Here is a 15614-nt window from a genome sequence, read left to right as displayed (position 1 = left end):
CCGATCGTCTCCTTCTCTTCATGCTCCCGCTTCCAGGAGCTTTTCGACCAGCAGGCCGAGGCCCAGGAGCCGTCGGTCGGTGTTCCAGGGCGCGTCGAGCGCCACACCCACCGGGAGTCCCGGGCCCGCCGACCGGACGGGCACGGTGAGGCCGGGAAGAGCGGCGACGCTGCCGGGTCCCGTGTTGCGGATGTACGTGGGGAAGGTCGGACGCAGGACACCGTCCAGCCGTACCCGCTCGGTGTCGGTGTCGATGCGTCCGGCGGGCAGGGGGGTGGTGGGGAAGAGCACGGCGTGTGCTCCGGTTTCGCGGAAGATCCGCCGGTAGCCGTCCACCAGGACACGGTCGCGGACCTCGAGGGCGGCCTTGTACGCCGACTCGGTGACCGCCTGCGGGAACACGACCCGCTCCATCGTCGTGCGTACGTCGGGGTGTGTGATCCGGGCCAGGAGTTCCGCTGGTTCCGTGCCGCCCGTCGCCACGCTCAGGTACCCGGGGAGTTGCCTGGCGGCCTCGTAGAGGGTGATGGGGAATCCGGCCAGTTCCTCGGCCGTCTCGACCTCCGGCAGCCGCACCGGCACGAGCCGGACCCCGGCGGTCCTCAGGACGTCCAGGGAGTGCTCCCACACCTCGGCGGTGCGCGGGTGCAGCGGCTCGGTGAAGTGGTGTGCGGGGACGGCGAGCACGACCTCGCGCGGGTCGGGTGCCTCGGCCGGGCCCCGGTCGGCGGCGAGGATGGTGTCCAGCAGGACGAGGTCGGCGACGGTCGCGGCCATGGGGCCGATGGTGTCGCGCGTCCGCGACAGCGGCGTCACGCCCCCGGCGGGGTAACGGCCCGTGGTCGGTCGAAGACCGGCGATGCCGGTGAGCGCGGCCGGGACGCGGACCGAGCCGCCGGTGTCGGTGCCCAGCCCGGCCGGGGCCAGACCGGCGGCGACGGCCGTGGCGGTGCCGCCGCTGCTTCCGCCCGCGAAGCGGTCGGGGTCGGCCGGATTGCGGGCGGGGCCGTACGGGCCGCCCGCAGTGGTGGCTCCCAGGGCCAGCTCGTGCATGTTGGTCTTGCCGAGCACGATCGCGCCGACCGCCCGCAGCCGGGTGATCGCCTGCGCGTCGCGGTCCGGGACGAATCCGGCGAGCGCCTCGCAGCCCGCGGTGTTGGGGAGTCCGGCGACGTGGATGTTGTCCTTGACGGCGATCGGCAGCCCGTGCAGCGGGCCCCGAGCGGGGCCGCGGTCCGCTGCCGCGGCCTCGGCGAGTGCGCGGTCGGCGTCGAGGGTGACGAAGGCCCCCAGGTCGTCGGCCCGCTCTGCGCGCGCGAGGAGTTCCTCGGTGAGCGAGACGCTGGTGAGCGTCCCGGTGGCAAGCCTGGAGAGGGCGGTCTGCATGGGCGGACAATAAGGGCCTCTCCGCTGCTCATGAACATGGCTGTTTCGCAATGCGAGACTCCAGATACGTTGGTCGGCACCGTCCGGGGCTGAGCCGGACCGGCACGCGATCGTCCACCGCGCCGAGAACGACGTCGGCGCGGTGGGAGACCGGGATCGCCCGGTCGGTCGTCGTCAAGCACCTCTCGCGAGGTGGCGGCGGGTGCCCGAAGCGGCGTGGGGCTGCGGTACGCCGGTCCTCTGGTCCGTGAGGCCGCGAGACTGCCAAGCCGCCAGACCCTCAAGCCGCCAAGCCGCCCAGTCGAGAGGCCACCGTGCCGTCGGCCCCGAAGCCGTCAGAGCGCGTCGCATGCCGCCTCGACACGCAGATCCTGGTGCGAGCGCCCGGCGCGCAGGCGGTAGCGACCCTGGACCGTGTGCCAGGTGTCCAGCTCCGCGTCCCAGATCTGCGCGGCCCTGCGAGGCACCGGTATCTCCACCACGGTCGTCCTTCCGGGGGCGGCCTGGGCGGTGGCGAAACCGGCGAGCCGGCGTCGGGGGCGCTCGGCCGCGTCGGCGGTGGCCGTGTCCGCCGGTTCCAGATACACCTGGACGACCTCACGGCCCGGGCGCCCACCGGTGTTGCGTAGCTTCACGCGCAGTGTGCCCAGCTCGTGGGCGCCGGGTGGCGCGGGCGTGAACTCGGCCTCTTCGTACGCCCAGTCCGTGTATCCCAGGCCGTGGCCGAACCAGTAGGCGGGCGGGGTGTCCTGGCGGGCCCAGGCCCGGTAGCCGATGAAGACGCCCTCGTCGTATGTGAGGAGGCCGTCGACGGGCTCGGTGTCCAGGACCGGGCAGTCGGTCATGGCCGCGGGCCAGGTGGTGGGGAGCCTTCCGCCGGGTTCCTCGGCGCCGAGCAGGACGTCGGCGAGGGCGTGCCCGGCCTCCTGCCCCGGGAACCAGCCGAGCAGGACGGCGGCGACGTCGTCGCGCCACGGCATCTCCACCGGGGAGCCGGTGTTGACGACCACGACGGTGCGCGGGTTGGCCTCGGCCACCCGGCGGACGAGTTCGTCCTGGTGGCCTGGCAGCTTCAGGCTCGCGCGGTCGAAGCCCTCGCTCTCCGTCTCCTCCGTGGTGGCCACCACGATCACCGCGACGTCACTGGCCGTGGCGACCGCGACGGCCTCCTCGATGAGTTCCCGGTCCGTGGCGGTCGGCGGGCGGTGCCCCAGGCCGAAGGCGAGAGCCGCGATGTTGTCGTCCATGCCCTTGGTGAACGGGACGAAGCGAAAGGCGACCTCGACGGTCTCGGCCGCGGTCAGCTCGACGGTGAAGCGCCGCTCGGACGGGTTGGTGAAGGCGAGGAAGGGGTCGTCGGAGTCGGGGACGCAGACGTCCTCGGCCAGCCGGTGACCGGCGACGTCGAGGGTGTAGCTGCCGAACCCCGTGACGCCGAAGGTGTGGGTTCCGGTCCGGTCGGGGGTGAAGCTGCCGGTGATTTCCACGGAGTGGAGCTGCCGTGCGGTCACCCCGATGGGCAGGCTGCCCACCGTCATCACATGGCCGTCGGGCTGGGGCAGTTCGGCGAGGACGTTGCCGTCCTCGTCCCGGTAGCGGGAGCGCAGGGTGAAGTACTCGGCGGCCGGGGCGAGGCGGGTACGCGGGTCGGCGCCCTGCGCGTGGACCAGTTCGACGGCCGGCGGAAGAGCGCGGCGCAGACCGGCCAGCGGGCTGACGACGTGCTCGGGGAAGACGGTGGCGCTGCCGCCGCCCATGACGCGGGCGTGGCGGGCGGTGTCGCCGATGAGGGCGACCCTGCGCAGCGCGTCCCGGTTCAGGGGAAGTACCGCGCCGCCGTCGGGAGCGGGGTCGTTCTTGAGCAGGACGAAGGAGCGGCGGGCGATCTCGCGCGCCAGAGCCCTGCCGTCGATCTCCTCGGCCCCTGACGCTCCGGCGGGCGGGGCGCCGTCGAGCGCGCCGACACGTGCGGCCAGCCGCAGGACGCGACGTACCGCCTCATCGAGTGTCCGCTCGGCGACGCGGCCGTCGCGCACGGCGTCGGCGAGAGCGCCGCCGTAGACGGTCTTCGGGCCCGGCATCGCGATGTCCAGGCCGCCCTCGGCGGCGCGTACCGTGTCGCGGGCGGCCATCCAGTCCGAGACGATCACGCCGTCGAAGCCCCACTCCCCGCGCAGGACCTCGTTCTGGAGGCGGTGGTTCTCGGTCATGGTGGCGCCATTGACACCGTTGTAGGCGGACATGACACCCCAGGGCCCGGCGTGGGTGACGATGTGCTCGAAGGGGGCGAGGTACAGCTCGCGCAGCGCCCGTTCGCCCACTCGCGCGTCGAGGGTGAACCGCTCGGTCTCGCTGTCGTTGGCGACGAAGTGCTTGACGGTCGTACCGACACCGCCGTCCTGCACACCGCGCACGTATCCAGCGCCGATGACCCCGGTGAGCAGGGGATCCTCCGAGAAGCACTCGAAGTGACGGCCGCCCAGCGGAGTGCGGTGCAGGTTGACCGTGGGCGCGAGCAGTACGTCGACGCCCTTGCGGCGGGCCTCGTGCGCGAGCAACCGGCCGGCCCGGTGCGCGAGTTCGGGGTCCCAGGTGGCGGCGAGGGCGGTCGGACTGGGCAACGCGACCGAGGGGTCGTCCGGGGACCACCGGGTTCCCCGCACTCCGATGGGGCCGTCGGACATGACCACGGACCGCAGGCCGACCGCGGGCACGGCGGGCAACGACCACATGTCCTGGCCCGCGATCAGCCGGGCCTTGGTGTCGAGGTCCATACGGGCCAGAGCGCCCTCGACCACCCATGCGCACAGTTCGTCATCGTCCGCCGCGGTCGCCGCGGTCGCCGCGGTCGCCGGGATCGTGTCCCGGCGGCTGTGATCCGCCCGCGGGGTCGTCCCGTTCACGGTGTGGCTCGTCACCGGGGTGCCTTCGGTCATGGCTGGTGCTCCTTCGTTCGGGTCGCGGTGGCAGGGCGTCCAGGTGCGCCCCGCCCCCGTTCGGGCCCGTGGCCGGTGCGGTTGTCGCGCCCACCACGGGCAGGAGAAGGTGTCGACACACGGACGGCCCCCACCGGCCCGCGTGTCGACACCGTGATGTCCGGGGACGCTCAGCGCGCTCCTCGCACCGGCCGTACGGCCAGGGCGCCGAGCACCGCGAAGCCCGCGGCGGCCAGGAACAGGGCGGTGTAGTTCTGCCCTGCCCCGAAGGCCAGGAAGACCGGCGCGATCGCCGGGGCGACGGACTGCGGAAGCGCGTTGGCGATGTTGAACACGCCCAGGTCCCTGGCCACGTTGGTCTTGTCCGGCAAGACGTCGAGCACGAGCGCGAGGTCGACCGACATGTGGACGCCGATACCGAGACCCACGACGGCCACACCGGCCAGCAGCAGGGTCATGCTGTGCGCGACGGCGATGGTGGGCAGACCGATCGCGGCGATGACACCCGCGAGCCCGACGAAGAGTTTGCGCCGGCCGAGCTTGTCCGACAGCCAGCCGCCACCACCGGAACCGGCCAGGATGCCGACGACCATCACCGACAGGACGACCCCGACCTGACCACCGACATTGTCCGGCGTGTAGCCGAACCGGTCGATCAGCAGGAAGGCCTGGTACGTCATGAGCGTCGCCCAGCCGAGTACGAGGAGGAAGCGGCTCAGCCAGGCCCAGGCGTAGCTCGGCTGCGCGACCGGGTTGACCCAGAAACTGGCGAGGAACTCCTTGACCCCGTACGGCGTGGACGGCTTCTCTGTGCGCACCCTGTCCCGCAGCACCACCAGCAGCGGCACGACGGCCAGCAGGCCGAACAGGGCCGGTACGCCGAACATCAGCGTCATGTTCCCGGCGACGAGGTCCACCACGTACGCGGCGACACCGAGCGCCAGGAACTGACAGAGGCCGAGCAGGCCGGAGAACTTGCCGCGCTGGTCCTCGGGCACCTGGTCCGGGACTACCGCCACGATGCCGGCCAGCGCGGTGTTGTAGGCCAGCTGGGCCAGCGAGCACCCCACGATGAGCATGCCCATGTTGGGCGCGTAGATGATGACCGAGGTGGCCAGGGTGCCGCCGAGCATGCCGCCGAGGACGAACGGCCGGCGCATGCCGAAGCGCGACGTGCACCGGTCGGACAGTTTCCCGGCCCACGGGTTGCCGACGAGGGCGAACAGCGCGCCCACACCGCCGACGACACCGATCACCGAGGTGGCGTCGTCGGGGTACAGGCGCAACACCTTGAGCTGCAGGGTCACCACGGCCGGTGCGAGGACCGCCAGCCAGATACCGAAGTAGGCGAGTGCGTAGAGCGAGACGAATCCGGCGCCGACGCGGGCGGTGACGGCCGGGGTGGCCGTACCGGCGGAGGCGAAAGGAGCGTGGGTGGTTCTTTCGGACATGGGGATCTCCCAGAGCGCGGAAGAGAGCGGAAGAAAGCGAGCGAGAGTCGCAGGAGAGCGGAAAGGAGCGGGGACTCGTTCCCCCGGGGCCGGACGGACGACTTCGCCGCGCCGGTGGGACCGCACTCTACAATTGCTACCTATCGGTCGGTAGGTTTTCGTCCATGATTTTTTCCGCCGCACTAGAGTGAGCCGGGTGGCGGACGACAACAGCACGAGGACCGGCGAGAGCACCAGGACCGGTGGCAGGCCTAGTACGTACGCACGGGGCGAGGCGGCCAAGCGGCGGATCCTCGACGTCGCGATGGAGGAGTTCGCCGCCCGCGGCTTCTGGGGCGCGTCCCTCCAGGACATCGCCGGCCGCACGGGCATGTCCAAGCCCGGCCTGCTCCACCACTTCCCCAACAAGCAGGCACTGCTCGCGGCCGTACTGGCCGAGCGGGACCTGCGCGACCGGCACGGCATGGGCGTGGAGGACATCTTCACCCTGCGCGGCCTGCAGGTGCTCGACATGCTGGACCGGCTCGTGGTGGTCAACGCCGATCGCTTCGGGCTCGTACAGCTCTCCCACGTCCTGGCCGCCGAATCGGCGGGCGGCGACCACCCCGCGGCCGAGCACGGCAGACGCCACTTCGCGGAGGCGCGGACGCTGGTGCGTACGGCCCTGGAGGCGGGCATGGCCGACGGTGAGCTGCGCAGGGACCTCGACTGCGGGCTACTGGCCACGCAGATCGTCGCTGTCATGGAGGGCCTGGAGAACCAGTGGCTGGCCGATCCCGGCCAGGTCGACCTGGTGGGGGTGTTCCAGGCTTACACCAGGGACCTGCGCGAACGGATCCGCGCGACGCCCTGACTCGCGAGGGCGCCGGACGCGGAAGTCTCCGGGAGTTCCACACACCCCGTCATGGACGTGCTGTATCTCCTCTACGTCCCCCTGCGTACAGCTGATGTTTCATTAGGGTCACCGACGGCCCAGCCGTCTCGCATATCGAATCCGTGCCCTGTCCAGGCACGGACGGCGGGCCTACGTTCGCGGCCACTTCCTCCACTCGCCGCAGCCCGCGATCTGCGGCTCAAGGCCCTCCGGAGCCCGCCATGGAACACCCCGCGATCAAGCCCTCCCGCCGCACCGTCCTCAGAGGCCTCGGAGTCTCTGCCGTGGCGGCCTCCCCGATTCTTTCCGCCTGTTCCTCCGGCCTCAAGGGCTCGGGCAGTTCGACCGGCGACACCATCAAGATCGGTTACGTCAGCCCGCGCACCGGCGCCTACGCGGCCTTCGCCGAGTCCGACGCCTACATTCTCGAGCAGGTGCGTGCCTTCTTCGCCAAGGGGATCACCCACGACGGCAAGAAGTACGACGTGAAGATCCTGGACCGCGACACGGGCTCGGACCCGCAGCAGGCGGCCACCATCGCGGACGAGCTGATCTCCCAGCAGCAGGTCGACCTCGTCCTCGTCACCGCGACGCCGGACACGATCCACCCGGTGGCGGCCAAGTGCGAGAGCGAGGGCGTGCCCTGCGTCTCGACCATCGAGCCCTGGCAGGCCTGGTTCTTCGGGCGTGGCGGCACGCCGAAGAAGACCTTCACGTACACGTTCCACTTCTTCGACGGCATCGAGCACCTGGCCAGGGTCGAGAGCGACATGTGGCGGCAGCACGACACCAACAAGAAGGTCGGCGTGCTGTGGCCGAACGACTCCGACGGCAACGCCTTCCGGGACAAGACCACCGGTTACCGCGCGCAGCCCCCGACCAAGGGCTTCACATTCGTGGACCCGGGTTCCTACGAGCCCGGCACCAAGGACTTCTCGTCGATCATCGCGAAGTTCAAGAAGGAGGGCGTCGAGATCCTCGCCGGCGTGCCCTCGCCGCCCGACTTCTCGACGTTCTGGACGCAGGCCGCACAGCAGAACTTCAAGCCCACGGTCGCCACCATCTCCAAGGCCATCCTCTTCGAGTCGTCGGTGGCCTCCCTGCCGAACAACCTCGGCAACGGGCTGTGCACGGCGAGCTGGTGGGTGCCGCAGTTCCCGTTCACCTCCACGATCACCGGTCAGACCGCCACCGCGCTCGCCGACGACTACGAGAAGTCCCCGCTGGCGAAGGGCCGGACGTGGAACCAGGGGCTCGGCCCCAACCACGCGCTGTTCGAGGTGGCCAACCACGTCCTGCGCAACGCGAACCCCAAGGACCGCGAGGCCGTCGCCGCCCAGATCGGGAAGACCAGCCTCGACACCGTCCTCGGCCACCTCTCCTGGACCGGCGGCGGTGCGGCCAACCCGGTCAAGAACGTCGCCACCATCCCCATGGTCGGCACCCAGTGGATCAAGGGGAGCGGTGACGCGTACGAACTGAAGGTTGTCAGCAACAGCTTGATGCCGATGGTCAAGCCCGACGCGAAGGCGGCGGAACTGTGACCGCTCCACTCCTCGAAGTGGACCATCTGGCCGTGCACTTCGGCGAGTTGCGGGTCCTGGAGGACGTCGAGCTGACCGTCCCGCGCGGGCAGGCCGTCGGTATCGTCGGCCCGAACGGCGCGGGCAAGTCCACCCTGCTCAGCGCGATCTCGGGCGTCGAGCGCGCGACCGCCGGCTGCGTGCGGCTCGCGGGCCGCGATGTCACCCGCAGCTCCGCGGCCGAGCGATGTCGGCTCGGCGTCGGCCGCTCCTTCCAGATACCGCGCCCGTTCGGCGACCTGACCGTGTTCGAGAACGCACTGGTCGGCGCCGAGCGGGGGGCCCGGCTGCGGGGCGGCCCCGCCCGCGAGCAGGCCCTGCGCGCGCTGGAGACCGCCGGGCTGCTCCACCTCGCCAACAAGCCGGCCGGCTCCCTGCCCCTGCTCGGCCGCAAACGGCTGGAGCTGGCACGGGCGCTGGCCACCGGTCCCGATCTGCTGCTCCTCGACGAGATCGCGGGCGGCCTCACCGAGGCCGAGGCGGAGGAACTCGTCGCCACCGTGCTGTCCCTGAAGGAGTCCGGCGTGACGATCCTGTGGATCGAGCATGTCGTCAAGGCCCTGGTCCAGGTCGTTGACCGGCTGGTCTGCCTCGCGTACGGCCGGATCCGCGTCGACGGCGACCCGCACGAGGTACTGGCCAGCGACGAGGTCGCGGAGGTCTACCTGGGAGGTACGGCGGCGTGAGCGCGAGCCTGAGCCCGCTCCTGCGGGTCACCTCCGTCGATGCCGGATACGGCGACTTCCAGGCCTTGTTCGGCATCGACCTCGAAGTGGCCGAAGGTGAGCTGATCGCCCTGGTCGGTGCCAACGGCGCAGGTAAATCCACCCTGTTGAAAACAATCGCGGGAGCCCTGAAGCCCTTCCGCGGCACGATCGGCCTGGCCGGTGAGGACGTCACCGCCGAGCCGGACATCCGCCGGGCCCGCAAGGGCGTCTGCCTGGTCCCGGAGGGCCGCCGGCTCTTCCCGTCGCTCACCGTCGAGGAGAACCTCCAGGTGGGCGCCGCCACCGGGCGCAAGGGCCCCTGGAACCTGGCCAAGGTGTACGAGGCGATGCCGCTCGTCGCCGACCGCCGTACCCGCAAGGCGGCCCGGCTCTCCGGCGGTGAGCAGCAGGCCGTCGCCATCGGCCGCGCGCTGATGGGCAATCCGCGGCTGCTGCTCCTCGACGAGGTCTCCCTGGGCCTGGCCCCGCTCGTCGTGGACCAGCTCTACACGGCGCTGCCCGGTATCCGTGCCGAGGGCGCGACCGTGATCCTGGTCGAACAGGACCTCAACCGCACGTTCGCCGTGGCGGACCGCATCGCGTGTGTCCTGGAGGGCCGGATCGTGCTGACCGGCACGGCGGCCGAACTCACCCGCGACCAGGTGACCGCCGCGTACTTCGGCACCGGCGCCTTCCCGGAGGTGAAGACCCCATGACCTGGCTCAACGCAATCCTGCAGGGCGTCCTGCTCGGCGGCATCTTCGCCATGGCCGCCGCGGGCCTGTCCCTCGTCTTCGGCGTGATGCGGATCGCCAACCTCGCCCACGGGGATCTGATGATCCTCGGCGGCTACGTGGCCTCGGTGACCGCGGCGCACTACGGCGTCCCGGTCCCCGTCACCATCGTCGTGTCGATGGTCGCGGTCGGCGCACTCGGCTACCTCGTCCAACGCTCCATGCTGGACCGCGCGATGGGCATCGGCGAACTCGCCCCGATGCTGGTCACCTTCGGCATCTCAGTCATCATCCCGAACGTCCTGGTCCAGGTGTTCAGCAGCGACGCGCAGCCTCTGCCCATCGGCTCGCTCGGCACCGCGAGCATCGACCTCGGCGGTGGCCTGGCCATCGGATGGTTCCCGCTGATCACGGTCGCGGCGGCGGTAGCGGTCCTCTCCTCGCTCCACCTCTTCCTCTACCGCACCCAGCCCGGCCGGATCGTCCGGGCCACGTCCGACGACCGCGCGGTGGTCCGCCTCATGGGCGTCGACAACCGCCGCGTGTATGCCCTGACCTCGGTCATCGCCTTCGCGACGGTGGCCCTGGCCGGTGTCCTGTACACGATGCGGCAGGGCGGAGTCACCCCCTTCGAGAGTCAGCTCACCGTCCTGTTCGCCTTCGAGACGGTCATCATCGGCGGTCTCGGCTCGCTGTGGGGCACGCTCGCGGGTGGCGTGGTGCTCGGTGTGGCCCAGTCCGTCGGCGCCCAGATCTCCCCGGACCTCCCCCTGCTCGCGGGGCACGTGGTCTTCCTCCTGGTCCTGGTGTTCCGTCCGCAGGGCCTGTTCGGCAGGAGTGTCCTCGCATGACCGTCCAGACAGCCCCCGCTGCCGAGGTGACCGCGCTGCCGGCCGTTCACCGGGGTGGCCGCGCCACGGTCCTCGGCCTCACGGGCACGGCCGTCGTCCTGCTGGCGATGGCGACCCTTCCCTACCTCGTCGAATCCGGCGTCACGGCCCAACTCGTCAAGCTCTGCTACCTGGTGGCCCTCGCGTCCATGTGGAACCTGCTCGCGGGGTACGCGGGCATGATGTCGATGGGCCAGCAGGCGTTCATCGGCCTGGGCGCCTACCTCCTGTTCATCGTCAACGACCACGGCCTGAGCGTCTACGCGGGCACGCTCGTCGTCTCCGCTCTGGTGGCGCTGCTCGCCTGGCCGGTGTCGTACCTCGCCTTCCGGCTGCGCGGCGGCTACTTCGCCGTCGGCACCTGGGTGATCGCCGAGGTCGTCCGCCTGATCGTGGTCCGCTTCGACTTTCTCGGAGCGGCGAGCGGACGCACCCTGTCGGACGTCACCGCCGATCCGGTGCTGCGGCGCGCCTTCACCTACTGGCTGGCGCTCGCCGTCATGGCCGCGGCCGTGCTCGGCACCTACGCCGTCCTGCGCAGCCGGCTCGGCCTGAGCCTCCAGGCCATCCGCGACGACGACACCGCCGCCGGTTCCCTCGGCGTGAACGTCACGCGCGGCAAGCGGATCATCTACATCACCGCGGCTGCCGGATGTGCCGCCGCCGGTGCGGTGATCTGCGTCAACAGCCTGGGGGTGGCGTCGCCGACGCAGATTTTCGGGGTGCAGTACTCGGCCCTGATGGTCTTCATGGTGATCATCGGCGGCATCGGCACGATCGAGGGCCCGGTCGTCGGCGCGATCGCGTACTTCCTCCTCGACAAGTACTTCGCGCAGAGCGGTGTCTGGTACCTGATCGTGGTGGGCGCGGCGGCCATCGTGGTCTCGCTGTACCTGCCGCGGGGGCTGTGGGGGACGCTGGCGCACCGCACGGGATTCGCCGTTTTCCCGGTGCGCCACACGGTCCGGTTGTAGACCCGGCATCAGGAAGAGGCGGCCCGGCCGGTGGCTCCTCTCCCTGATGTGCGCGCCATCACCTCAAGCGATCCAGTAACCGATCACGATGTGGTTGTCCCACACCGTCATGCCATCTCACCGCGTAACGGCATTACGGATAGTGGATCCGGAGGAAGGAGAGGTCCTGCGTGGCGGGGCGGAGAGCAAACGCCACAACGCAGCCCTCCTCTGCCTTACCTGCCGCTACAGAGACGTCCTGCACGCCATGCCAAACACTGGGCGATCACCCCCCAAGGTCCTCACCTTGTCGGCGTCGTCTGAACCGTGGTTCTGGATCACTTTCCGTACCAGAGCCACGGAGGGTCACCACAACCGCGATCATGAACGGCCTCACGCTGCGAGGAGGACCCGCTTGCGGAGCAGGTCGAAGTTGGCGTGGCCGAACATCTGCCGCTTCAGCATCTTGATCTTGTTGTTGTGGCCCTCGACCGCTCCAGAGCTGTAGGGCAGGCTGAGCCCGGCGACGACGGCATCGAAATCCTGGCCGAGGCCGGTGACAAAGCCATGCAGGGCGGGCAAGTCGTCAGCCTGCACGCGTTCTATCCATTGACCGAGTTCGCTGCCCCGGCGGTCGTTCATCAACTCGGCGAAGAGACGAACGTGTTCGGCGGTTCTGCCGAGGGCGGGGCAGCGGGCGAGAATCTGCTTGAGCTGCTGGGCCTGGTCGTCGGTGAGGCGGTCGGGGCGACGGGTGATCCAGCTGGTCACGTCCCGCACGGACGGCGCTTTGCGGGGCGGATCGTCGTGCGGGAAGGCTTTGCGGAGCCGCTGCACGTGCTTCTTCACGACGCTCTCGCCACCGGGATAGCCGCGCTCGCGGACTTCCTCGAACAGGCGGCGGGCGACGGTGCAGCCCTCCGCCCACCGCTGATGGAGGTAGGGCTTGTAGGGGTCGAGGATGCTGGTCCTGCCGGTCCACCGTCCGACGAGGAGCTCGTCTGCGGTAGCCGCATTCGCGAGTCGGCGGACGGTGTTGCGGGCCAGGCCCAGCCGGCGGGCGATCGGCCGCAGCCCGAGCCCCTCATCCAGCAGGGCATGGGCGGCCGCGTGCTGCTCGCGTACCCGGTCGGACAGACGGCCCGACTGTCGTGGTTCCTCCGGGGAAGGCGGCGCAGGCTCCGGGTTCTCCAGGGGCTCGGCGGCGCGGACCGGGGCAGTGTTCTCCGGCTCGCGCAGCAGGGCGCGGTGCTGGATGACCGTCTTCTCGACGGCCTCGGCCAGGTTTTTCCAGATGTGCCACCGGTCCGCGACGTGAATAGCATCCGGGGCGCCGAGCCGTCCGGCCTCGGCGTAGGCGGTCGACCGGTCACGGCATATCACCTCGACGCCGGGGTGGTCGGTGAGCCAGGCGGCCACCGTCGCCGTGGCCCGGTCGGGCAACAGGTCAACCGGACGGCGCGTGTCGATGTCCACCAGGATCGTGCCGTAGTTGTGTCCCTTGCGCAGGGCGAACTCGTCCACTCCGAGCACCCGTGGTGTGTGCGCTTCCGGCTCCGGAAGGCGGCGTATCAGCCGCAGGAGCGTCGACCGGCTCGCCCGGACCGCGAGCGTGTCCGCCAAGCGGGCGCCGGCCCGGCCCGCCAGCATCACCGCCACCTTTTGCAGCACCGTCTGCAGCCCGGCGCTTCGTCTCCCGTGCCGGAAGGTCAGCCCGTCGACCTGCTCGGCGAACGTGGCCTGCCGGCAGGCGCGGTCGCGGCAGCGGAACCGCCGGACCTGTAACTCGATCACCACGTGACGCCCGCCGACTGCGGTGTCGGCGAGGCGGCGTACGTATCGGCTGTGCACTCGGCCCGACGTCGTCGAGCAAGCAGGACACGCAGCCCGCTCCGCCGACGCGCGGGCCCGCACGATCACCAACTCGCCGTCGGCCACTGCATTTTCGAGCACAACGCCTTCGACCGGGTGGAACCACAGGTCCTGGAGGAACACATCACCCACGGCCGTTCATGATCGCGGTTGTGGTGACCCTCCGTGGCTCTGGCACGGAAAGTGATCCAGAACCGAAAACTCCCCATAGGCGGCCATTTACGGCCCCACTGATGGCCAGCGGTTTCCCCGCGGACGGCCAGATATCTCCCCGCTCACAAGATTCTTCAGCAGGCGGCGGAAGAAGCGTTTGGCTGCAGCGGTGTCCCGGCGGCTCGGTACCAGGATGTCCAGGACGTTGCCGTCCTGGTCGACCGCCCGCCACAGATACTTCTGTTCCCCATTGATCTCGATGAAGACCTCGTCCAAGTGCCACTCGTCACCAGGCCGGGGCCGGCGGCGGCGCAGCGAATCGGCGTACCGCTGACCGAACTTGGCGCACCAGCGGCGCACCGTCTCGTACGAGACGACGATCCCCCGCTCGAGCATCAGCTCCTCGACCTCGCGGAACGACAGCGGGAAGCGGTGATACAGCCACACGCAGTGGGAGATGACCTCGACCGGGTACCGGTGCCCCTTGTACGACGGAGCCACGGCCCCGACGGAACAGCATCCTCCAACGCGATCAACCAGAAGATCATCCCACCCGCTCAGCCAACGTGACAGCGCCTCCCGGATGCCTTGGCAATGCCGATCGCCGCGACCCGCGCGACCGTCCTGTCGTCGTGGTCTTCTCTCAACTCCTCCATGACATGCCCCCTATTGTGCTGGTTCGGGTAGGGGCTGCCCGGGGAGCCTGAGGGGGTCAGAGAAGCTGATGGGCGTGCTCAAGGCGACAGTATGCGGCCCCTCGGGTGGCTCCCTCACCAGACTCCTATGCGGGCTCACGGCCCAAACATCAAGCGGCGTCGGCGGACAGCCCCTGTACCGATTTTCACGCCCGCGGGGCGTCACCGCAGGTGAGCGGTCGACTCCTATAGGGTCACGAACGCCCGTCCGGTCGCGTGCGAGGCGGCTCCTCCGAGCGGATCGACAAATCCTGAACAAGACAGTCGAGACGTCGGTCAGTCCGTGAGTCAGACCCGTCGGAGAAGCCACGTCACATCCTGACTGTCAGTCCTCGTTCTGGCTCAGAACAGTAGGACGGGACGGCCGCGTACGCCGCCGGTTTCGAAGAGCCGGTGCGTCGCTTCCGCCTGGTCGACGGGAAATGTCGCCGCGACGCGGAGTGTGAGGATGCCGGCCTCGGCCTGGTCGCGCAGTTCCGTCAGGGCCGCCGTGTCCCGGACCCGGTTGTGCACGAAAACGGGGCACCAGCGCACAGCACGGTCCGCGATCCCGGTGAATCCCTGCACGGTCGCGATGCTTCCGCCGTCGCGTACCGCTGCGGTGACCGTGTCGTTCATCACCGCGCCGTCGATGATCCCGTCCGCGCCGCCGGGGCACAGATCACGGACCCGTTCGGCGAACTGGCCCCCGCGTGGGAGCACGTGATCGGCGCCCAGGCCGATGACGAGGTCCCGGTCCCTCTGGGCCGCGTCGGCGATCACCGTCAGCCCGGCGGCCTTGGCCAGTTGCACCGCGTAACCGCCGACCGCACCGGCCGCGCCGGTCACCGCGACGGTTGCTCCTGGCGCCGGCTCAAGGGCCTCCAACGCCATCCGCGCGGTCAGCGCGTTCATCAGCAGGGTCGACGCCGCCGCCGGGTCGGCCCCCTTCGGTGCGCGGACCACCGATTCCGCCGGTGCCACCACGTACTCCGCCTGCGCACCCAGCGCCAGTTTCGGCACCAGCAGAGCGATCACCTCGGCGCCGGCCGCTAATTCGGCGCGCACTCCCTCGCCGACCTCATCGATCACCCCGGCCGCATCCCACCCCACCACGTACTTCTCGGCGGGCGGAAACCATTCGGGGCTGTACTCGGCGACGAGCCCGAGCCGCGCGTTGACATCGGACGGGTGCACAGCGGCGGCGGCCACCTTGATCCGCACCTGCCCGGGCCCGGCATGCGGCTCCGGCAGATCCAGAACCCGCATGACCTCCGGGCCGCCGAACTCGGTGAAACCCACAGCTTTCACTACGCCACCTCACGATCAAGTTGATCATTCAGAACCCGATACAAGTGCGTTCCGGGTTCGCTCGTTAAGGACGCTAACAGAGCCGATAAG

At 70.1% G+C, this 15614-nt stretch carries 11 protein-coding genes and 1 pseudogene; 6 read left to right on the top strand and 6 right to left on the bottom strand.

What is annotated here, in order from left to right; genetic code table 11:
• Positions 1 to 18: 18 nt before the first annotated feature.
• From E4N62_RS09635 to E4N62_RS09625, 3 genes are all read right to left on the bottom strand, one after another.
• On the bottom strand, positions 19 to 1386 hold the full coding sequence (locus E4N62_RS09635; RefSeq protein WP_230213521.1) for an amidase family protein: 1368 nt from the start codon (positions 1384 to 1386) through the stop codon (positions 19 to 21).
• A gap of 335 nt (positions 1387 to 1721) precedes the next feature.
• Positions 1722 to 4322: a glycoside hydrolase family 3 protein gene (locus tag E4N62_RS09630; RefSeq protein ID WP_374116960.1), complete on the bottom strand. Its 2601-nt coding sequence runs from the start codon at positions 4320 to 4322 to the stop codon at positions 1722 to 1724.
• Positions 4323 to 4492: 170 nt separating this feature from the next.
• Positions 4493 to 5773, bottom strand: a complete 1281-nt coding sequence (locus E4N62_RS09625) for an MFS transporter (protein ID WP_230213520.1) — start codon at positions 5771 to 5773, stop codon at positions 4493 to 4495.
• Between the two features lie 187 nt (positions 5774 to 5960).
• On the opposite strand from E4N62_RS09625, the gene E4N62_RS48615 reads away from it, so the two are divergent.
• From E4N62_RS48615 to E4N62_RS09595, 6 genes are all read left to right on the top strand, one after another.
• On the top strand, positions 5961 to 6626 hold the full coding sequence (locus tag E4N62_RS48615; protein ID WP_308184882.1) for a helix-turn-helix domain-containing protein: 666 nt from the start codon (positions 5961 to 5963) through the stop codon (positions 6624 to 6626).
• Positions 6627 to 6868: 242 nt separating this feature from the next.
• On the top strand, positions 6869 to 8191 hold the full coding sequence (locus E4N62_RS09615; protein ID WP_230213518.1) for an ABC transporter substrate-binding protein: 1323 nt from the start codon (positions 6869 to 6871) through the stop codon (positions 8189 to 8191).
• On the top strand, positions 8188 to 8916 hold the full coding sequence (locus tag E4N62_RS09610; protein WP_230213517.1) for an ABC transporter ATP-binding protein: 729 nt from the start codon (positions 8188 to 8190) through the stop codon (positions 8914 to 8916). Before E4N62_RS09615 ends, E4N62_RS09610 begins: the two co-directional genes overlap by 4 nt.
• Positions 8913 to 9653 carry an ABC transporter ATP-binding protein gene (locus tag E4N62_RS09605; protein ID WP_230213516.1) on the top strand — a complete coding sequence of 247 codons (741 nt, stop codon included), beginning with the start codon at positions 8913 to 8915 and terminating at the stop codon, positions 9651 to 9653. The genes E4N62_RS09610 and E4N62_RS09605 overlap by 4 nt, the downstream gene beginning before the upstream one ends.
• Positions 9650 to 10522 carry a branched-chain amino acid ABC transporter permease gene (locus E4N62_RS09600; protein ID WP_230213515.1) on the top strand — a complete coding sequence of 291 codons (873 nt, stop codon included), beginning with the start codon at positions 9650 to 9652 and terminating at the stop codon, positions 10520 to 10522. Before E4N62_RS09605 ends, E4N62_RS09600 begins: the two co-directional genes overlap by 4 nt.
• A complete protein-coding gene (locus tag E4N62_RS09595; protein WP_230213514.1) occupies positions 10519 to 11535 on the top strand; it encodes a branched-chain amino acid ABC transporter permease in 1017 nt (338 codons plus the stop codon). The genes E4N62_RS09600 and E4N62_RS09595 overlap by 4 nt, the downstream gene beginning before the upstream one ends.
• Positions 11536 to 11907: 372 nt before the next feature.
• Here E4N62_RS09595 and E4N62_RS09590 read toward each other — a convergent pair whose 3' ends face one another.
• From E4N62_RS09590 to E4N62_RS09580, 3 genes and pseudogenes are all read right to left on the bottom strand, one after another.
• Positions 11908 to 13518 carry an ISL3 family transposase gene (locus E4N62_RS09590; protein WP_230213513.1) on the bottom strand — a complete coding sequence of 537 codons (1611 nt, stop codon included), beginning with the start codon at positions 13516 to 13518 and terminating at the stop codon, positions 11908 to 11910.
• Positions 13519 to 13671: 153 nt separating this feature from the next.
• A pseudogene (locus tag E4N62_RS09585) lies at positions 13672 to 14040 on the bottom strand (IS6 family transposase); the annotation flags it as partial.
• Between the two features lie 536 nt (positions 14041 to 14576).
• Positions 14577 to 15524, bottom strand: coding sequence for an NADP-dependent oxidoreductase (locus tag E4N62_RS09580; protein WP_230213512.1), 948 nt, complete (start codon positions 15522 to 15524; stop codon positions 14577 to 14579).
• Between the last annotated feature and the right edge of the window lie 90 nt (positions 15525 to 15614).

Origin of the sequence: Streptomyces sp. MNU76 (genome assembly GCF_020982545.1) — a bacterium.
Taxonomy (GTDB): Bacteria; Actinomycetota; Actinomycetes; order Streptomycetales; family Streptomycetaceae; genus Streptomyces.
This window is presented reverse-complemented; position numbering and strand designations above follow the sequence as displayed.